We start from the raw sequence: 19,778 nt of genomic DNA, 5'->3' as shown, positions 1-19,778 counted from the left end.
GCGTTACGGTGAACGGGTGATCGCTCAACCCCGGTGCCCCGTCTGCCGGCATTTCCTCTACCTCGACACACTGGTGTGTCCGTTCTGCGACGCCGAGCTCGGCTACCACATCCTGTCCCGCCAGTTCTTCTCCGTCCGCAAGGGACGGGCCGTCATCGACGACCAGGTCTGGTACACGTGCTCGAACCGCGGCTGGGAGTGCAACTGGCTCGTGTGGGAGAACGCCCCCGCGGGCCGGTGCTTCTCGTGCCGCCTCACGCGGACGCGGCCCGACCCCGATGACACGATCGCGCTGTCGAAGCTCGCGAAGACCGAGGAGGCCAAGCGGCGGCTCATCCTGCAGCTCGGCGACCTGGGACTGCCGATCGTGCCGTGGGACATCAAGCCCGGTGGCCTCGGCTTCGACCTGCTGTCGAGCATCTCGCTCGGCCGGCCCGTCATGATCGGGCACGCGAACGGCATCGTCACGATCGACCTCGCCGAGAGCCTCGACGACCGCCGCGAGGCGCTGCGCATCAAGCTCGGTGAGCCGTACCGGACGATGCTGGGCCACCTCCGCCACGAGACGGGGCACTACTACCAGAACGTCCTGCTCACGAACGACCAGGACTGGGCCCGCTGCCGCGATCTGTTCGGCGACGAGCGCGCGAGCTACCGGGACGCCATCAAGCGCCACTACTCGATGGGGGCGCCGGACGGCTGGCACGAGAACTTCATCTCCGAGTACGCCACGATGCACCCGTGGGAGGACTTCGCCGAGACGTTCGCGCACTATCTGCACATCACCGGCACCCTCCAGACGGCGGCGGCGATCGGCATTCATCTCGACGAGTCCGGGACGAACCTGCGCGACACGGACGTCGTGCCGCTCGGGTCCTACCGCGACGAGCCCGTCGCCCAGCTGCTGTCGGACTGGGAGTGGATGTCGGAGGCGTTCAACCGCATCAACCGCGCGATGGGCTTCGGCGACCTGTACCCCTTCGAGATCTCGCCCGCCGTCCGGCACAAGCTCGCGTTCATGCACGATCTCGTCACGCACGCGCCGCTGACGACCGAGGAGCAGTTCCTGCTCGTGTACCCGCAGGAGACGGAGCGGGCGTGACGACGTTCTCGCGGGGGAAGCGCGTCATCGGGGCGGCGACGCACTACGTCGAGAACCAGCCCCCGTGGCGCGTCGACGTCGACGAGTACGGGCTGAATCGGCCCCTCGCCGACGCCGTGCGCGCGTTCGGGGCCGGCTGGGCCGACGACGCGCTCCACGAGACGGGGTCGCTCGTCGGCTCGCTCGGATTCCAGCGGGATGCCGAGCGCGCGAACGTGCACCCGCCCGTCGCCTACACGCACGACCGCTGGGGGTACCGGATCGACGAGGTCGAGTACGACCCCTCGTACCACCGCGTGCTCGGCGCTGCGCTCGCCGCCCGCGCCCACACGTCCGCGTGGGCCGAACCCCGCCCCGGTGCCGCGGTCGCGCGCGCGGCGCAGTTCATGCTCTTCGCGCAGATCGAGCCGGGCCACGCGTGCCCCGTCTCGATGACCCACGCGGCGGTCGCCTCGATCGCGGGGTCGCCCTGGGTCGCCGACGAGTGGATGCCCCGGCTGCTCTCGCGCGACTACGAGCCGCGGCTCGTCGTGGAGGGCGGCAAGGCGAGCGCGCTCGTCGGCATGGCGATGACCGAGAAGCAGGGCGGGTCGGACGTGCGGGCGGGAACGACGGTCGGCGTCCACCTCGGCGGCCACGCCTACCAGCTGACCGGCCACAAGTGGTTCTGCTCCGCGCCGATGTCGGACGGCTTCCTCGTCCTCGCGCACACCGCACGCGGGGGAGAGGACGAGGGCCTCAGCTGCCTCTTCGTGCCGCGGATGCTCTCGCACGGCAACCGGAACGCCCTGCGCATCCAGCGTCTGAAGGACAAGCTCGGCAACCGTTCGAACGCGTCCGCCGAGATCGAGTTCGACGGGACCGTCGCGACGCTCCTCGGCGAGCCGGGCCGAGGTGTCCGGACGATCATCGAGATGGTGCAGCGCACGCGGCTCGACTGCGTGCTGGGCACGGCGGCGGGGATGCGGCAGTCCGTCGCCGAGGCCGTGTGGCACGCGCGCGGGCGATCCGCGTTCGGGGCGCTCCTGGTGGACCAGCCGGCGATGACCGCGGTCCTGGCCGATCTCGCGCTCGAATACGAGGCGGCGCTGCTGACGGGCATGCGACTGGCCCAGCTGTTCGAGGCGGATGCGTCCGAGCGGGATGTCGCGCTCCGGCGCCTCGCGACGCCCGTCGCGAAGTACTGGGTGTGCAAACGCGGTCCGCACCACGCGTACGAGGCGCTCGAGTGCCTCGGCGGCAACGGGTACACCGAGTCGTTCCCGCTGGCCCGGCGCTACCGCGAGCAGCCCGTCATGGCGATCTGGGAGGGCTCGGGCAACGTCATCGCGCTCGACGTCCTGCGCGCCCTGACGCGCGATCCCGCCTCGGCCGACGCCTTCGCCGACGAGCTCGCCACGACCCAGGGCGCGTCGGGCATCCTCGACGCCCACGTGACGCGCACGCTCGACCTGCTCCTCGGCGTCGCCGGCGAGCCCGACCTCGCCGCGACACAGGCGCGCCGGCTCACGGAGGGCCTCGCCCTCGCCCTGCAGGCCTCGCTCATGCTGCGGCACGCGCCGACGACCGACGCCGAGGCGTTCATCGGCGCGCGCCTCGGCGCCGATCGCGCGTTCCAGTACGGCGTCCTGCCGAGGGGGACGGATGCCGCAGCGATCGTCGCTCGGCACTGAACCCGCCTCGCCCCCGTCCCATCGTCTCCGCGAGAGGGCGAAGATGTGCACTTCGCGGGCGCGCGGGCGCACATTCCTGCCCTCTCGCGGCGGGACGAGAGGGGCGCGGGCGAGACGTAGGCTGGCGTGATGACTGTGCATCGGCGGCTGCGTGCGATCGCCGGTGCCGTCGCCCTCGCGGCGGTCGCCGGGCTCACCGCGTGCGCGAGCGCGCCCTCCGCCGCGCCCACGGGGGCCGCGGCGCCCGCGCCCACCGTCGAGGTCAGTGCGGCGCCTGAGGACAGCATCCCGGCCCGCGCCGCTGCCGCTGTCGGGGCCATGTCGCTGCGCGAGAAGGCGGCCGCCGTCGTCATGGGGCACATCCCGACGACCGATCCCGCGGCGCTGAGCGACTACATGGAGCGGACCGGCATCGGCGGGTTCATCCTCATGGGCGCGAACATCCCGCCCGACGAAGGAGCGCTGCGCGGCGTGACGGAGGCGCTCGCGATCGATCCGTCGCTGCCCCCGCTCATCGCCGTGGACCAGGAGGGCGGCGATGTGTCACGGCTGCCGTGGGACGCGTTCCCCTCGGCGCTCACACTGAAGGACGAGCCCGCCGAGGCCGCGGCCGATGCCTTCTCCGGTCGCGGAGCGCTCGTGCAGCGGGCGGGGATCGGCGTCAACTTCGGCATCGTCGCCGACGTCACGGACGATCCCTCGATGTTCATCTACCGCCGCGCCCTCGGGACGACGCCCGACGCCTCGGCCGAACGTGTCGCGGCGGCGGTGACCGGCGAGGCGGGCCAGGCGTTCTCCACCCTCAAGCACTTCCCCGGGCACGGCGCGGCGCCCGGCGACTCGCACTCCGTCATCCCCTCGACGGACCTCTCGAAGCAGGACTGGGCGGCGTCGGACGCCGTGCCGTTCCAGGCCGGGATCGACGCCGGCGCGGAGCTGCTCATGTTCGGGCACCTCGTCTACACCTCCGTCGACGACGCCCCCGCGACGCTCTCGCCCGAGTGGCATCGCATCGCGCGCGAAGAGCTCGGGTTCGAGGGCGTCATCGTCACGGACGACCTCGGGATGCTGCAAGCCTCCGGCATCCCGGAGTACCAGGATCCCGTCCGCAACGCCGTCATGGCGCTCGCCGCAGGCAGCGACCTGCTCCTGACCGTCGTGGGCTCCACGGCCGACACGGCGCCGCGCATCGTCGACGGCATCGTCGCCGCCGTCGAATCGGGGGACGTGCCGTCGGAGCGTCTCGATGACGCCGCGACACGCGTGACGGCGCTGCGGCTGGAAGCCGCGGCATCCGGTCGGGGGCTCGTGCCGTGCGAGGACTGCGCGCCCGCGGGCTGAGTCAGGCCGCGTCGAGCACGTCGAGAAGCCGTGTGCGCAGCGCTTGTCCGCGCTCCGAGAAGCCGCGCTGGCGGCGCACGTACTCGGCCTTGCCCTCGGGGGTCTCGATGCGGACGGGCTCGTAGCCGCGGTCGGCGAGATCGTAGGGGGAGGCCCGCATGTCGAGGACGCGGATGTCGCGCGCGAGCTCGAACGCGTCGAGGAGGAGCTCTCCGGGCACGAGCGGGCCGAGCTTGACGGCCCACTTGTAGACGTCCATGCCGGCGTGCAGGCACCCCGGCTGCTCCATCCCGGCCTGGAGCTCGCGCGTGGGCGTCTCGCGATTGCGCGGCACGGCCTCGGGCGTGAAGAAGCGGAACGCGTCGAAGTGGGTGCAGCGCAGCTCGTGCGCCTCGACGACCTCGTCCGTGCCCGCCTGACCGAGGCGCAGCGGCACGGCGTGACGGTGGTCCTCCTGCCGGTACACCATGGCCCACTCGTGCAGGCCGAAGCATCCGAAGGCGCCCGCCCGGCCGGCGGTCGCGCGGAGGATCCGCTCGACGCCGCTCACGAGCAGCGCCTTCTCGGCGCGGAACGCCGGTGCGTCCACGACGAGCGACCCCGGCTCGGCGCCGGGGGCGTACCAGCGCCACGCCGCGCGCGGCGTGGCGCCCGCGTCGGCGAGCTCGACGCCCGCGCCCGGGTGCCAACGCCGCAGGACGGCCGGCTTGTACGAGTAGTACGTGAAGAGGAAGTCCTCGACGGGATGCTTCTCCCCGCGCGCCGCACGCGCCCGGTGCGCCGCCGTCAAGGCGTCGGCCCGCTCCTCGTGCGCCTGCTCGATCGCGCGCCACGCGCCTGCCTCCAGGAGGAGGGTGGCGCGGGCGGGGGAGAGCGTCGTCACCCCTCGAGGATAGGCGGCGGCGCTGAGAGGCCCCGGGGCGGCGCCGGCTCGCAGGTCAGTCGACGGGCTCGATGAGCTCGGGCGAGTTGTTGCGCACGTTGCCGACGGCCTTGCCGACGACGTGGTTCTCCAGCTCGTCGGCGATCGCCGGTGCGGCGTCGATGGCGGCATCCAGGACGTCACGCACGTTGTCCGTCGACGGGTCGAGCCACGCGTCGGCATGATCGGGGTCGAGGAACAGCGGCATCCGGTCGTGGATCGATCCGAGCGCGCCGATCGAGTCGCGCGTGAGGATCGTGAAGCTCAGCACCCAGCGGGCGGGGTCGTCGTCGGGCTTCGAGGCATCCTTCCACCACTCGTAGAGCCCCGCGAAGAACATGGGCTCGTCCGCGGCCGGGTGGATGTAGTGCGGGATCTTCTCGTCGCCGACCTTCTTCCACTCGTAGTACCCGGATGCCGGCACGATGGCGCGGCGCTTCTCGAGCGCCTTGCGGAACATCGGCTTGTCCTCGAGCTCTTCGGCGCGAGCGTTGAAGGCTCGTGCGCCGATCGAGAGATCCTTCGCCCACACCGGGACGAGCCCCCAGCGCGCTACTTCGAGCCGCCGCGTGGGCGGCTCGGTCTTGGCCGAGTCCAGTACGATCGCGACCTTCGACGTCGGTGCGATGTTGTACGAGGGCTCGGGCAGGTCGTCGGCCTCGACGTCGACGCGGAGGACCCCCACGAGATCGGAGCCGACATTCGCCACGACGAATCTTCCGCACATGCCGCCAGCCTACGCGGGGGCTCCGACGCGGGATCAGGCCCGGGCCTCAGGGTGGGATCGGGCTGCTGACGCGGACCCCGGGCTCGGGCGCCGGGCTCGGCCCGGGCTCAGGCCTGGAGGACGCCCACTTCCTCGAGACGCTCGAGCAGGCCCGCGCCGTCCGACTCGGTCACCCACGGCACCTTGGCCGCGGAGTGGTCGTCGACGGCCGTGCGGCCGCCGGCGAGCACGGCCTCGGCGGGGGAGAGGCGGCGGATCGCGACGCCCACGACGTTGGCGGGGTGCGCGGCGGTGAACCGTGTGTAGATCTCGTCGTCGTGCTGCCCGTCGTCCCCGATGAGCAGCCACCGGACCTGCGGGAACTCCTTCGACAGGCGCGCGAGGTTGGAGAGCTTGTGCGCCTTGCCGCTGCGGAACCAGCGGTCGTGCGTCGGACCCCAGTCGGTCAGCAGGATGGATCCGGGCGGGAAGAGGTGACGGCGGAGGAACCGGATGAGGGTCGGCGCGATGTTCCACGCGCCCGTCGAGAGGTAGACGACCGGCGAACCGGGGTTCTCACGCGCGATGCGCTCGAGCAGTACGGCCATCCCGGGGACGGGCTGGCGTGCATGCTCGTCGACGACGAAGGAGTTCCAGGCCGCGAGAAGCGGGCGGGGGAGCGCTGTCACCATGACCGTGTCGTCGACGTCCGAGACGACGCCGAAGCGCACCTCGGGTCCCACGATGAAGACGCGGGTCTCGACCGGCTCGCCGCCTTCGACCGACATCTCGAACGTCTGCCAGCCGGGCTCCATCCGAGCGGGCAGCACGGTGTCCACGACGCCGCCGCGGTCGGCGACGACCTCGTGCGTCACGCCCGCGATCGTCACGTTGACCTGTGCGAAGCCGATCGGGACGGACGCGAAGCTGCGCCAGCCGCGTACGCGCGCGTACTCGCCCGTGTCGACCGGCTTCACGGGGGGCACGATCATGACACGGGCGACGACGCGAACCCAGTCCACACCGCCGTAGCCGGGGAAGGGCATGACGGTCGGCTTCTGGCCGCGCGCGCGGGCCCGGCGCTCGCGCCAGGCGTGCAGGCGGTACTCGAGACGCGCAAGCCACAGCACCTTGGTGCGGGGCGGAGGGGTCGCGGGCATCCCCTCAGTCTTCCATGTCCTCCTGGACACGTCCTGTCGGGAGGGTGTCCTGCGCGTGCTCCCGCTCCTCTTCGTGCAGGTGCCGGTGCTCGAGCTTCTCGAGGAGCTTCTTGCCGAGGAAGACCAGGAGGATGAACACGACGATGGCGGCGACGAAGATGTAGCCGGCGTAGTGGAGCTGATCCGCGAGCTCGCGGTACGTGCCCGCCGCAGCGGACGCGACGGAGATGTACAGCGTCGCCCACACGATGCAGGCGGGTGTCGTCCAGGCGAGGAACCGACGGTAGGGGTACTCGCTCATGCCGACCGTGAGCGGGACGAGCGAGTGCAGGACCGGCAGGAAGCGCGAGATGAAGATGGCCGGACCGCCACGGCGGCGCAGGTACCGCTCGGAGCGCTCCCACTTGTCGTCGCCGAGACGCTGGCCGAGCTTCGAATGGCGGATCTTCGGCCCGAGGAAGCGACCCAGCCAGAATCCGATGCTCTCGCCGATGAGCGCCCCGATGACGACCGCGATCCCCAGGAACACGCCCTCCAAGGGGGTCGCGACGGCGGTCGCCGCGACGATGACGACCATGTCGCCCGGGACGATGAGCCCGATCAGGACGCTCGTCTCGAGCATGACGGCGACCCCCGCGGCGATCGTGCGAGCGACGGGATCGACGCTCTGCACGGCATCGAGCAGCCACGAGAGGAACTCGTTCACGCCATGAGCCTAGGCGTCCGACCGCGGCTCTAGCCTGGGAGAATGTCCCATCCGCTCGTCGCCGTGCCCTTGGGCGAGTGGATCGATCCCGAAGCCGTCCACCTCGCGCTGTTCGCCGACCTCTCCGAGTCGTTCTGGCTGGATGCCGGGCCGGCCGCGACGACGGGCTGGAGCTGGGTCGGGGGCGGGGCCGTCGACGCCGATCCCGGCTCCGTGCGTCGCGTCCCCTGCGCGGACTCCGCGCCGGCGGGAGCGGCCCCCGGACGGTTCACCGGCGGCTGGGTCGGATGGCTCGGCTACGAGGGCGGTGCGGCACGCGCGGGCGCGCCGACGAGCGGCGGAGGCGACGGCATCCCGCCCCAGGTGTGGCTGCGTGTCGACCGGTTCGTCGCGTTCGACCATGCGACCAGGCGGGTGTGGGCGTTCGGCGCCGCCGATGCCGTCGACGCGTTCGCGGCCGAGGTCGCGGCAGCCCGGGCTCAGACGGTGGATGCGCCGGCCGACGCGCCCACCTCGCTGGGGGTGCGCGCGCGTCACACTCCGCCGGAGTATGCCGCGCTCATCGAGCGGTGCCGGGACGCGATCCGGGAGGGCGACGCCTACCAGCTGTGCCTCACGACGCGGTTCGAGGTCGATTCGCCGGTCGATCCCCTCGAGACGTATCTGCGGCTGCGCACGCGCACGCCCGCCCACCACGGCGGCATGATCCGCGCGGGCTCGGTCGCGCTGCTGAGCGCGAGCCCCGAGCTCTTCCTCGAGGTCGAGGACGGCGTCGTGCGCACGCACCCCATCAAGGGCACGCGTCCGCGCGGGACGGATGCCGAGACCGACGCGGCGCTCGCGGCGGAGCTCACGGCGAGCGACAAGGAGCGGGCCGAGAACGTCATGATCGTCGACCTCATGCGCAACGACCTCTCGCGCGTCTCCGATCCCTCGACCGTCGCGGTCGACCGGCTGTTCGCCGTCGAGAGCTATCCGGCCGTCCACCAGCTCGTGAGCACAGTCTCGGCGCGACTCGTCGGCGGCACGACCGTCGGCGACCTGCTCGATGCGACGTTCCCCGCCGGCAGCATGACGGGCGCGCCGAAGCTGTCGGCCATGACGATCCTGCACGAGCTCGAGGCGGCGCCCCGAGGGGTCTTCTCCGGGTGCTTCGGCTGGATCGGCGACGACGGCGCGCTGGACCTCGCGATGGTCATCCGGTCGATCGTCGTCCATCCCGGTGGCGCCTACGTCGGGGCCGGCGGCGGGATCACGTGGCGATCGGATGCCGCGGCCGAGGTCGCGGAGGTCGGCATCAAGGCGCGCGGACCCCTCGCGGCAGTCGGTGCGCTCCTCCCGCCCGGGTGGTGACCCGGTTCGCCCGGATGCCCGTCCGGTAACCTGGAGGACGCGTTCTGCGCGACTTCCCCCATCGCACGATTGGTCCTCACGTGTCACAGAGCTCTTCTTCCCTGCCCGCCGCCGAGAGCGCTGCGTACGATCCGCACGCCGTCCAGGCGAAGTGGCAGGCGCGCTGGGCGGAGGAAGACCCGTTCCGCGCCGGAGGCGACGAGGACACGCGCCCCCGCAAGTACGTGCTCGCGATGTTCCCCTACCCGTCGGGCGACCTGCACATGGGTCACGCCGAGAACTACCTCTACTCGGACATCGTCGCGCGGTTCTGGCGCCACCGCGGTTACAACGTCCTCAACCCGATCGGGTGGGACTCGTTCGGCCTGCCCGCTGAGAACGCCGCGATCAAGCGGGGCGCCGACCCGGTGAAGTGGACCTACGAGAACATCGCGCAGCAGCGCGAGAGCCTCAAGGACTACGGCGTCTCGTTCGACTGGTCGCGCGTGCTGCACACGAGCGACCCCGAGTACTACCGCTGGAACCAGTGGCTGTTCCAGAGGCTGTACGAGAAGGGCCTGGCCTACCGCAAGGAGAGCCCGGTCAACTGGTGCCCCAACGACCAGACGGTCCTCGCCAACGAGCAGGTCGTCGAGGGGCACTGCGAGCGCTGCGGCGCCGAGGTCGTCAAGAAGAAGCTGACGCAGTGGTACTTCCGGATCACGGACTACGCCGACCGCCTGCTCGACGACCTCAACCAGCTCGAGGGCTTCTGGCCGCAGAAGGTCATCCAGATGCAGCGCAACTGGATCGGCCGCTCGGTGGGCGCCGACATCGACTTCCGGATCGAGGGGCGCGAGGGCGCCGTCACGGTGTTCTCGACCCGTCCCGACACGCTGCACGGCGCGACGTTCTTCGTCGTCGCGCCGGACTCCGACCTCGCCGCGGAGCTTGCGGAGGGCTCCTCCCCGGAGGTGCGCGCGCGCTTCCAGGACTACCTGGACGGTGTCCAGCGCGAGTCCGAGATCGAGCGCCAGAGCACCGACCGCCCCAAGACGGGCGTCTTCCTGGAGCGCTACGCGATCAACCCCGTCAACGGCGAGCGCCTCCCGATCTGGGCAGCCGACTACGTCCTGGCCGACTACGGCCACGGCGCCGTCATGGCCGTGCCCGCGCACGACCAGCGCGACCTCGACTTCGCGCGCGCCTTCGACCTGCCCGTCAAGGTCGTCGTCGACACGACCGCACCGCTCACCGGAGCGATCCCCGTCATCGAGCTCGACGAGAACGGCGTGCCGATCGACCCGGGCGCCGACGAGCTGACCCTCGACACCATCGACCCCGCCAAGACGGGCATCGCGCTGACCGGCGAGGGTCGCATGATCAACTCCGGGTCGCTCGACGGGCTGTCCAAGCGCAACGCGATCGCCCGCATCATCGACCAGCTCGAGGCCGCCGGCACGGGCCGGGCCGCGAAGTCGTTCCGCCTGCGCGACTGGCTGATCTCGCGCCAGCGCTACTGGGGCACCCCGATCCCGATGCTGCACGCGGAGGACGGCACGATCGTCCCCGTCCCGGACGAGCAGCTCCCCGTCCTGCTCCCGTCGGTGGACGGTCTCGACCTCAAGCCGAAGGGGACGTCGCCCCTGGGCGGCGCGACCGAGTGGGTCACCACGACCGACCCGGAGTCGGGCGAGCCCATGCTGCGCGACCCCGACACGATGGACACCTTCGTCGACAGCTCCTGGTACTTCCTGCGCTACCTGTCGCCGCGCGACGCGGGCGAGGCCTTCTCGGCGCGTGAGGCGAACAAGTGGGGTCCGGTCGACTTCTACATCGGCGGCGTCGAGCACGCGATCCTCCACCTGCTGTACGCGCGCTTCATCACGAAGGCGCTCTTCGACATGGGACTGGTCGAGTTCACCGAGCCCTTCTCGAGCCTCATCAACCAGGGCATGGTGATCCTGGGCGGGGCGAAGATGTCCAAGAGCAAGGGCAACCTCGTCCTGTTCCAGGAGGAGCTCGACGCGCACGGCGCCGACGCGCTGCGCGTGGCATTGGCCTTCGCGGGACCCGTCGAGGACGACAAGGACTGGGACGACGTCTCGACGACCGGCGCGGCCAAGTTCCTCGCGCGGGTCTGGCGCATCGCCCACGAGGTCACGAGCAGCCCCGACGTCGTGTGGGCCGAGGGCGATCCGGCGCTGCGCCGTGTGACGCACCGGCTCCTCGCGGATGCTCCGGGCCTGGTCGAGCAGACGAAGTTCAACGTCGTCGTCGCCCGTCTCATGGAGCTCGCCAACGCGACGCGCAAGACGATCGACTCGGATGCCGGTCCCGGCGACCCCGCCGTCCGCGAGGCCGCCGAGGCCATCGCGATGGTGCTCGATCTGTTCGCGCCGCACACGGCCGAGGAGATGTGGGAGGCGCTGGGCTACGACTCGTTCGTGGGCCTCGTGCCGTGGCGTCAGGCCAACCCGATGCTCCTCGTCGAGGAGTCGGTCAAGGCCGTCGTGCAGATCGACGGGAAGGTGCGTGCGACGTTGGACGTGCCCGCGCGCATCGACGGCGCCGAGCTCGAGGCTCTCGCCCGCGCCGACGAGCGGGTCAAGCGCTCGCTCGGCGATCGCGAGATCGTCCGCGCCATCGTGCGCCCGCCCAAGGTCGTGAGCTTCAGCACGCGCTGACTCTCCTCCCCACGCGGCGCCGAGGACGGCTCCGTCCACGGATCCCGGTGCGAGGCCGCCCGTCGTGAGGGGCGATCCTAGCGTCGAGCCTGTGAGCGCCGCCGACGATCCCGTGCGCGACCGCCGACGGCTCGGCCTGGGCGCAGCGGTCGTCGTGGTCCTGGCCGCCCTCGCGATCACGGTCGGCATCGGCATCCTGCGCGGCGTCGGTGCGCCCGTCGAGGACGTCCCGGTCTCGGACCGGGCGGAGAGGGATGCGGCTCCCGCGGCATCCCTCTACGTCCACGTGTCGGGAGCCGTCGCCGCGCCGGGACTGTACGTCCTGGGCGAGTCGGCGCGCGTCGTGGACGCGATCGCCGCCGCCGGCGGGTTCACGCCGGAGGCCGACCGCGCGGCGGTCAACCTCGCGCGGCCGCTCGGGGACGGCGAGCAGCTCGTCGTCCCCGTCCAGGGCGAGGCACCCCCCGGCGAGGCCGCCGCGCAGACCGACGGGCGGGTGAACCTCAACACGGCGGATGCCACGGCCCTCGACACCCTCCCGCGCATCGGTCCGGCCATGGCCCAGCGCATCATCGCGTGGCGGGAGGAGAACGGCCGCTTCACGAGCGTCGAGGACCTGCTGGCCGTGCCTGGGATCGGCGACAAGATGCTCGAGGCGCTCCGAGACCTCGTGTCGGTGTGAGCCGCCGGCTGCGCAGGCTCCGCCTGGTCCCCGTCGCGGCGACCGCGTGGGCGACGGCAGCGACGGCGACGATCCTGCCGGACGTTTCGGGGCTGCTCGCTGCCGCCGGCTGGTCCGCGGCAGCGGTCGCGCTCGTGATACTCATACGCCCAGGCCGCCGTCGGTCCCTCGCCGTCGTCCTCGTGCTCGCGTGCGCCTCGGCCGCCGTCGTCACGTCGCACGTCGCGCTCGCCCAGCCCTCGCGGACGGCTCTGAAGACGCTCGCCGTCGAGGGGGGCCGCGCCGTCGAAGTCACGGCCCGCGTCGTGGGCAAGGTGGAGCGCCGCGCCACAACGGGCTTGCTCGCCTTCGACGCCGTCGCGACCCGCGTCGCGACGGGCCCGATCGCGCGGGAGGTCGACCTTCCGGTCTCGATCACCGTCTCGCCCGACGACGTCGACCGGCCGGAGCTGCTGGACGTCGGGGCCGTCGTGGTGGTCCGCGGAACAGCCCGGCCCGCCGACCCCGGGGAGCGCGCCGTCGTGCTCGTGAGCGCGTCGGCGGGTCTCGAGGTCATCGCGGCGCCTTCGGGCGTCGAGGCGTTCGCGGGCACGCTGCGCGACGGGCTCGTCGCCGCGACGCACGGTCTCCCGGATCCGGGCGGCGGGCTCATCCCGGGGCTCGCCGTCGGCGACACGAGGGGAGTGGATGCCGCGCTCGACGCCGCGATGAAGACGTCGTCGCTGTCGCACCTGACGGCGGTCTCGGGAGCCAACTGCGCGCTCGTAGTCGGCCTCGCGTTCGCCGGGTCCGCTCTCCTGGGCGCCCGGCGCGGCGTGCGCGTGGGGGCCGGTGTCGCGGCGCTCGTCGGCTTCGTGGTGCTCGTCACACCTGAGCCGAGCGTCGCGCGGGCCGCCGTCATGGCGGGTGTCGCGATGCTCGCCGTCGCCCTGGGCCGCCCCGCCGTCGGCGTCGCCGTCCTGTGCCTCGCCGTGACGCTGCTGCTCGCGTTCGACCCGTGGCTGTCCACGTCGCTGGGCTTCGCGCTCTCGGCCGTTGCGACAGCATCCCTGCTCCTCCTCGCGCGGCCGCTCGCGGCGGGCTTGGCGCGGTGGATGCCCCGCGCCCTCGCGCTCGCGCTCTCGGTCCCGCTCGCGGCGCAGCTCGCGTGCGGACCGCTGCTCGTCCTGATCGCGCCGACGGTTCCGCTGTACGGCGTCGCCGCGAACCTCCTGGCGGCGCCCGCTGCGCCGATCGCGACGGTCGTGGGGCTGGCCGCGTGCCTCGCGCTGCCGTTCCCGCTCCTTCAGTCGGGGCTTGCGGCGATCGCGTGGCTTCCCGCCTCCTGGATCGCCGGGACGGCCCGGACCTTCGCCGGACTGCCGGGCGGCCAGGTGCCGTGGCTCGAGGGGTGGTGGGGGCTCGCGGCCCTCGCGCTGCTCGGGGCGGCGATCGCCCTCCTGATCGGCTCCCCGTCACGGCGCACGGTTCGGGTGCGGGCTCTCGCGGGACTGCTCGTTGCGGGCGTGGTCGGCGCAGGCGTGGGAGGTGCGGCGCTCACGAGCGTCGCAGGACCGCTCACCCTGCCCTCGCGGTGGTCGATCCTCGCATGCGACGTCGGGCAGGGGGACGCCGTCCTCGTCCGCTCGGCCGCGGAGGTGGCGCTCGTCGACACGGGACCCGACCCTGCTGCGCTGGACACGTGCCTCGCCCGCGCCGGGGTCGGCCGCCTCGATCTGCTCATCCTCACGCACTTCGACGCCGATCACGCGGGCGGCGTCGAGTCGGTGGTCGGTCGCGTCGATCGCGTCGTGCACGGACCGCCCGGCTCGGATGCGCACGAGCGCATGCTGGCCGGGCTCCAGCAGGCCGGCGCCGAGGTCATAGAGGCGCACACCGGCATGGAGGGCGCCCTCGGCGACGCGGTCTACCGGGTCGTGTGGCCGCGGGCGGAGAGCAAGGCGTATCCGCCGGGGAACGACTCGAGCGTCGTCGTCGACATCCGCGGCGGCGGCGTGCCGGCGGCGCTGTTCCTCGGCGACCTGTCGGCGTCGCCTCAGGCTGCGATCGAGGCGTCCGGTCTCCTCGACGCGCCGTACGACGTCGTCAAGGTCGCCCACCACGGCAGCGCGGACCAGGACCCGGCGCTGTATCGCCTGGCGGCGCCGGCAGTCGCGCTCGTGACGGTCGGAGCCGGCAACGACTACGGTCATCCGCGGCAGGAGACGCTCGAGTTCCTCGAGGAGTTCGGCGCGGTCGTGGCACGGACCGACCGCGACGGCGTCGTCGCCGTATGGCGGGGCGGCTCGTCGATCCACGTCTGGCGCGACGTCGCCGCCGGCCTCGCACCGCCTGGCGTCGCGGCCTGCGTCGGACCGGCGGGCGTCGCGGCCGGCGTCGGACCGCCTGGCGTCGCGGCCTGCGTCGGACCGCCGGGCGTCGGACCGGCTGGCTAGGCTGGTTCCATGGCAACGGCACCGCGACGATCCGCCCCCGCGAAGTCGCGCAGCGCCATTCCGCAGCTGTCCTGGCGCGCCCCGCAGCCTGCCCCGATCGTGCTCGTGTCGGGTCCCGAAGAGGTGTGCGCCGAGCGGGCCATCGCCGGCGTCCGCGACTACCTGCGCGCCGAGGACGCGAGTCTCGAGGTGTCCGACGTCCGCGCGGACGACTACGCCGCCGGCACGCTCCTGTCGGTCACGTCGCCGTCCCTCTTCGGTGAGCCCCGGCTCGTGCGCGTGTCAGGCGTCGAGAAGTGCTCCGACACGTTCCTCGCCGAGGCGATCTCGTACCTCGCCGCCCCGCAGGACGGTGCGACCGTCGTGCTGCGCCACACCGGGGCGACCGTGCGGGGCAAGAAGCTCCTCGACGCCGTCCGGGCCGGAGAGGGCGGCGGCGTCGAGATCGCGTGCCCCGCCGTCAAGCGCGACAGCGACCGATTCGACTTCGCCGCGGGCGAGTTCCAGGCCGCGAAGAAGCGCATCGTGCCGACCGCCCTGCGGGCGCTCGTCTCGGCGTTCGCCGATGACCTCACCGAGCTCGCGGCGGCGTGTCAGCAGCTCATCGCCGACGTACCGGGCGACATCACGGATCAGGTCGTCGAGCGCTACTACGGCGGCCGTGTCGAGACGTCGGCCTTCACCGTCGCCGACACCGCAATCGCGGGCCGCTACGGCGACGCGCTCATCGCCCTGCGCCACGCCCTCGCGTCGGGCGCCGACCCCGTGCCGCTCGTCGCGGCGATCGCCTCGAAGCTGCGCACGATGGCACGCGTCGCGGGCAGCCGTGAGCCGTCCGCCGCCCTCGCTTCGCGGCTCGGCCTCAAGGACTGGCAGGTGGATCGCGCACGGCGCGACCTGTCGGGCTGGTCCGAGGCGACGCTCGGCATGGCGATCCAGGCTGCGGCGCGGGCGGATGCCGAGGTCAAGGGCGGGTCGCGCGACTCGGTGTTCGCGCTCGAGCGCCTCGTGACGGTCATCGCGACGCGCGCGCCCTTCGTCTCCTGACCTCGGTCGCGCCGGAACGAAGGACCCACCGACCCGCCGAGAACGAAGAACGCCCGCCCCTTGCGGGACGGGCGTTGTTCATGAAGTGCGGCTCAGAGAGCGGCAACCTGCTTGGCGATGGCCGACTTGCGGTTCGCAGCCTGGTTCTGGTGGATGACACCCTTGCTCACGGCCTTGTCGAGCTTCTTGGTCGCGGTGCCGAGAGCCTTCTCAGCGGCGGCCTTGTCGCCTGCCGAGATCGCCTCGCGCGTGCGGCGCACAGCGGTCTTCAGCTCGCTCTTGACGGCCTTGTTGCGCTCGTGCGCCTTCTCGTTGGTCTTGTTGCGCTTGATCTGCGACTTGATGTTCGCCACGTTCGACGTCTTTCGTTCGGAGTGAATCGGTTGAATGCCGGTCGGGCGGTAGAGGGGCGCCCCCGGCGGTGTGCGGGGTGGGACCCGCACGCAAGCCAATCACCGAGTCTACCAGGTCGGGGATCCATCCACCGACAGCGGCCAGGTGTCCCAGAACCGCCCTCCGATGATGCATGATCGAGCGAGCATGCGCGGAAGTCCCGAGTCCGCGCGGCCTGCGACGAAGGAGTCCGCGTGCCCGAACAACCCTCGCCCGACCTCTCGGCGTTCCCGCGCGGGTTCCGCTGGTCGGCGGCGACCGCGGCGTTCCAGATCGAGGGATCCCGCAGGGCGGACGGCCGCGGACGCTCCATCTGGGACGACTTCACCGACACACCGGATGCTGTCCGCGACGGCGCGACCGCCGACCCGGGCCCCGACAGCTACCGGCGGCACCGCGAGGACGTCGCGCTCCTGCGCGAGCTCGGCGTCGACCGCTACCGCTTCTCGATCTCCTGGGTGCGCGTGCAGCCCGAACCGGGCGGCCCCGTGCTCCAGGCCGGACTCGACTACTACCGGCGACTCGCCGACGACCTCCGCGAGGCCGGCATCACCCCGTTCGCGACGCTGTACCACTGGGATCTGCCGAGCGTCCTCGAGGCACAGGGCGGATGGCTCGCCCGCGACACCGCCTTCCGCTTCGCCGAGTACGCGGAAGCAGTCGCGGCGGGGCTGGGGGACAGCATCCGGAACTGGTACACGATCAACGAGCCCGTCTCGACGTCGCTGCAGGGGTATGCCGTCGGCACGCTGGCTCCCGGGAGGCAGCTGCTGTTCGGCTCGCTGCCGAGCGTCCACCACCAGCTCCTCGCGCACGGGCTCGCGGCCGACGCGCTGCGCCGGCATGGCGCCGAAGAGGTCGGGATCGTCAACAACCACACGCTCGTGCTCCCGGCGTCCGAGTCCGAGGCCGACCTCACGGCCGCCTCCGTCTACGACGTCCTGCACAACCGGATCTTCGCGGACCCCGTCCTCACCGGCGCCTTCCCCGATCTCGAGGCTCTCGGCATGCCGCCGATGCCCGTCGAGGACGGCGACCTCGAGCTCATCGCGGGCGCGAACGACTTCTACGGCATCAACTTCTACAACCCGACCACGATCGGCGCGGCCGACCCCGAGAGCCCGGTCCCGTTCGAGATCCTCCCCACCGACGGCGCGCCCACGACGGGATTCGGGACCGACTGGCCCATCGTGCCCTCGGCCCTCACCGGGCTGCTCGCCGACTTCCGCGAGCGCTACGGCGACCGCCTCCCGCCCGTCGTCATCGGCGAGAACGGCGCGTCGTTCCCCGAGCCCGGGCGGGTCGACGGACCGATCGACGACGCCGACCGCATCTCGTACCTCGCCGGTCACATCGACGCCGTGGGCGCCGCGCTCCGCGCGGGCGTCGACGTGCGCGAGTACACGGTGTGGTCGCTGCTGGACAACTTCGAGTGGGCGGACGGCTACACGCAGCGCTTCGGCCTCGTCCACGTCGACTTCGACACAGCGGCACGCACACCCAAGGCATCATTCGACTGGTACCGCTCGCTCATCTCGGAGGCACGCCGATGACCCCTCCCAATGGTCGCGTGGGTGCGACCTGGTTCGTCCTGTTCACGCTCGCATGGCTCGCGCTGTGGACGATCCAGCTCACGCCGCTGCAGCTGCTCATCCCGCTGCAGCTGAACACCCCCGACGACGCCGACGGCTGGGTATCGGGCGTCGTCTCGTCGGGTCTGGTCCTCGCCGCGGGCGGGATCGCCGGCGTCATCGCGGCGCCCCTCGCGGGCGGATTGTCCGACCGCACGCGCGGCCGCTGGGGCCGCCGCCGCCCGTGGGCGCTCGCGGGCATACTCCTCGCGACGGCCTCGCTCGTCGGCATCTCGTTCGCCGAGGGAGTGTGGGGCGTGGGCCTCGCCTGGATCGGGGTGTCGGTCGGCGCGGCCGTCGCCTCGGCGGCCTTCACGGCGCTCATCGCCGACCAGCTGACGACGCAGCGCGGCGCGGCCTCGGCCGCCGTGTCGTCGTCGCAGGCCTTGGGCATCGTCGTCGGGGTCGGCGTCATCGTCCTTCTCGAGCTCGGGGTGCTCGTCGGCTACCTCGTGCTCGCCGGATTCCTCCTCGTCGTCGGAGTCCTCGCCGTCATCCTCCTGCCCGACCCGCCGGCGCCGGCCGAGGCCGCCGTCGCGCGCGAGGTCCGCACGCTGGGTGAGCGTCTCGCGGCGCTGCGCGACCGCGACTTCGCCTGGATGCTCGCGGGCCGGCTCACGGTCAACATCGGCAACGCGCTCGGCACGGGGCTCCTGCTCTTCTTCCTGCTCTACGGACTCGGACGTGACTCCTCGACGGCGGAGGACGAGCTGCTCCTGCTGATCCTCATCTACACGCTGTTCGTCGTCGTCGCCTCGGTCGTGTCGGGGCGCATCTCCGACCGGACGGGGCACCGCATCCCGTTCGTCGTGTGGTCGGCCGTCCTGCAGGGCGCGGCGTCGATCATCCTCGTCGTCGTGCCGTCGCTGCCCAGCGCCATGGTCGCCGCCGCGCTCCTGGGCGTCGGCTACGGCGCGTACATGTCGGTCGGGCTCGCGCTCGGCACCGACCTCCTGCCGTACCCCGAGGACCACGCGCGCGACCTCGGCTTCGTCAACGTGTCGGCGAGCCTCGGTCAGCTCATCGGCCCGCTCCTGGGCGCCGGGCTCGTGGCGCTCGTCGGCGGGTTCTGGCTTCTGTTCCTCGTGGGCGGCATCCTGTCGATCGTCGGCGGCGTCATGACGTTCGCGATCCGCAGCCCGCACCGCGCGAAGTCAGCCGTCTGACGCGTCGACCGCCTCCGAGGTCTCGACCGCCTCCGAGGTCTCGACCACCTCTGACGTCTCGACCGCCTCGACCGTCGCGATCGCGAGGTCGAGGACCGCGTTGAAGACCTGCGGACGCATCACCGTGACGTGATGCGTCGTGCGGGGCACCAGGATCAGCTCCGCGTGCGGCGCGACTCGGCAGAAGAGGCGCTCGTTGACGCGCAGCTGGTCGTACTGCCCGTTGACGAACCACAGCGGCACGTCGATGCGGCGCAGCGCCGCGAGCAGGTCGAGGACGGACAGGCTTCGCAGGGCGATGTCCTGCGCGTCGAGGGCGTACCCGCCGGCGCCGAAGTCGGCACGCGTCTCAGCGGGGAGGATGCGGTCCAGCATCCGGTCGGTGAGCCACATGCCGCGGTCGGGGAGCGAATCGAACCCGCGGGCGAGCATGCGATAGGTCGCCAGTCCCAGCCCGCGCGGGATCGCGGTGCACGATGCCGCGATGAACCCCGCGACCGGTGGCCGGTCCTCGCCGCCGACGTACTCGATGCACACGAGCCCGCCCATCGAGTGCCCGGAGAGGAGGACGGGTCCCTTCTGCGCAGCCGCCCGGACGGCGTCGTCGATCGTCGCGAACGCCCCGTCGAGAGTGAACTCCTCGCTCATGCGAGTGCCGTGTCCCGGCAGGTCGACCGCAGTGACCGGGATGCCGCGGCCCTCAAGATGCTCGACCTGCGAGCGCCACATCGTGGCGGACGTGCGGATGCCGTGCACGAGCACGACCTGGACCGTCATGACGCCCACCCTAGAGCC

At 72.1% G+C, this 19,778-nt stretch carries 16 protein-coding genes; 10 read left to right on the top strand and 6 right to left on the bottom strand.

Annotated features, from left to right (window positions below; all coding sequences use genetic code 11):
- Positions 1–16: 16 nt before the first annotated feature.
- From ABZ477_RS02530 to ABZ477_RS02520, 3 genes are all read left to right on the top strand, one after another.
- Positions 17–1,102, top strand: coding sequence for a putative zinc-binding metallopeptidase (locus tag ABZ477_RS02530; protein ID WP_360127337.1), 1,086 nt, complete (start codon positions 17–19; stop codon positions 1,100–1,102).
- A complete protein-coding gene (locus ABZ477_RS02525) occupies positions 1,099–2,775 on the top strand; it encodes an acyl-CoA dehydrogenase family protein (protein WP_360127334.1) in 1,677 nt (558 codons plus the stop codon). The genes ABZ477_RS02530 and ABZ477_RS02525 overlap by 4 nt, the downstream gene beginning before the upstream one ends.
- 129 nt (positions 2,776–2,904) lie before the next feature.
- Positions 2,905–4,116, top strand: a complete 1,212-nt coding sequence (locus ABZ477_RS02520) for a glycoside hydrolase family 3 N-terminal domain-containing protein (protein WP_360127331.1) — start codon at positions 2,905–2,907, stop codon at positions 4,114–4,116.
- Between the two features lies 1 nt (position 4,117).
- Here the strand turns inward: ABZ477_RS02520 and ABZ477_RS02515 are convergent, their stop codons facing one another.
- From ABZ477_RS02515 to ABZ477_RS02500, 4 genes are all read right to left on the bottom strand, one after another.
- A complete protein-coding gene (locus tag ABZ477_RS02515) occupies positions 4,118–4,963 on the bottom strand; it encodes a 3-methyladenine DNA glycosylase (protein WP_360127904.1) in 846 nt (281 codons plus the stop codon).
- Positions 4,964–5,054: 91 nt separating this feature from the next.
- Positions 5,055–5,765 carry an SOS response-associated peptidase gene (locus tag ABZ477_RS02510; RefSeq protein ID WP_360127328.1) on the bottom strand — a complete coding sequence of 237 codons (711 nt, stop codon included), beginning with the start codon at positions 5,763–5,765 and terminating at the stop codon, positions 5,055–5,057.
- Between the two features lie 107 nt (positions 5,766–5,872).
- Positions 5,873–6,904 (bottom strand): phosphatase domain-containing protein, encoded by a 1,032-nt coding sequence (locus ABZ477_RS02505; protein ID WP_360127325.1) that lies wholly within the window; start codon positions 6,902–6,904, stop codon positions 5,873–5,875.
- A gap of 4 nt (positions 6,905–6,908) precedes the next feature.
- Positions 6,909–7,610, bottom strand: a complete 702-nt coding sequence (locus tag ABZ477_RS02500) for a DedA family protein (RefSeq protein ID WP_360127322.1) — start codon at positions 7,608–7,610, stop codon at positions 6,909–6,911.
- 42 nt (positions 7,611–7,652) lie between these two features.
- On the opposite strand from ABZ477_RS02500, the gene pabB reads away from it, so the two are divergent.
- The 5 genes from pabB (at position 7,653) to holA (ending at position 15,793) form a co-directional block, all read left to right on the top strand.
- Positions 7,653–8,963, top strand: coding sequence for an aminodeoxychorismate synthase component I (gene pabB, locus ABZ477_RS02495; protein ID WP_360127319.1), 1,311 nt, complete (start codon positions 7,653–7,655; stop codon positions 8,961–8,963).
- A gap of 80 nt (positions 8,964–9,043) precedes the next feature.
- Positions 9,044–11,629: a leucine--tRNA ligase gene (gene leuS / locus ABZ477_RS02490; RefSeq protein ID WP_360127316.1), complete on the top strand. Its 2,586-nt coding sequence runs from the start codon at positions 9,044–9,046 to the stop codon at positions 11,627–11,629.
- Between the two features lie 91 nt (positions 11,630–11,720).
- Positions 11,721–12,311: a ComEA family DNA-binding protein gene (locus tag ABZ477_RS02485; RefSeq protein ID WP_360127313.1), complete on the top strand. Its 591-nt coding sequence runs from the start codon at positions 11,721–11,723 to the stop codon at positions 12,309–12,311.
- Positions 12,308–14,746 (top strand): ComEC/Rec2 family competence protein, encoded by a 2,439-nt coding sequence (locus ABZ477_RS02480; RefSeq protein WP_360127310.1) that lies wholly within the window; start codon positions 12,308–12,310, stop codon positions 14,744–14,746. Before ABZ477_RS02485 ends, ABZ477_RS02480 begins: the two co-directional genes overlap by 4 nt.
- A 9-nt stretch (positions 14,747–14,755) precedes the next feature.
- Entirely contained in the window at positions 14,756–15,793 is a 1,038-nt protein-coding gene (holA, locus tag ABZ477_RS02475; RefSeq protein WP_360127307.1) for a DNA polymerase III subunit delta, read from the top strand.
- A 92-nt stretch (positions 15,794–15,885) separates the two neighbouring features.
- Here holA and rpsT read toward each other — a convergent pair whose 3' ends face one another.
- Positions 15,886–16,146 carry a 30S ribosomal protein S20 gene (rpsT, locus tag ABZ477_RS02470; RefSeq protein WP_360127304.1) on the bottom strand — a complete coding sequence of 87 codons (261 nt, stop codon included), beginning with the start codon at positions 16,144–16,146 and terminating at the stop codon, positions 15,886–15,888.
- Positions 16,147–16,380: 234 nt separating this feature from the next.
- On the opposite strand from rpsT, the gene ABZ477_RS02465 reads away from it, so the two are divergent.
- Positions 16,381–17,739: a GH1 family beta-glucosidase gene (locus ABZ477_RS02465; RefSeq protein WP_360127301.1), complete on the top strand. Its 1,359-nt coding sequence runs from the start codon at positions 16,381–16,383 to the stop codon at positions 17,737–17,739.
- A complete protein-coding gene (locus ABZ477_RS02460; RefSeq protein ID WP_360127298.1) occupies positions 17,736–18,983 on the top strand; it encodes an MFS transporter in 1,248 nt (415 codons plus the stop codon). The genes ABZ477_RS02465 and ABZ477_RS02460 overlap by 4 nt, the downstream gene beginning before the upstream one ends.
- Here ABZ477_RS02460 and ABZ477_RS02455 read toward each other — a convergent pair.
- On the bottom strand, positions 18,972–19,760 hold the full coding sequence (locus ABZ477_RS02455) for an alpha/beta hydrolase (protein ID WP_360127295.1): 789 nt from the start codon (positions 19,758–19,760) through the stop codon (positions 18,972–18,974). The genes ABZ477_RS02460 and ABZ477_RS02455 overlap by 12 nt on opposite strands.
- Between the last annotated feature and the right edge of the window lie 18 nt (positions 19,761–19,778).

This window comes from Microbacterium sp. NPDC019599 (assembly GCF_040632175.1).
Lineage (GTDB): Bacteria > Actinomycetota > Actinomycetes > Actinomycetales > Microbacteriaceae > Microbacterium.
Note: the sequence above shows the minus strand (reverse complement) of the source record. Positions and strands in the feature narration are given on the sequence as shown.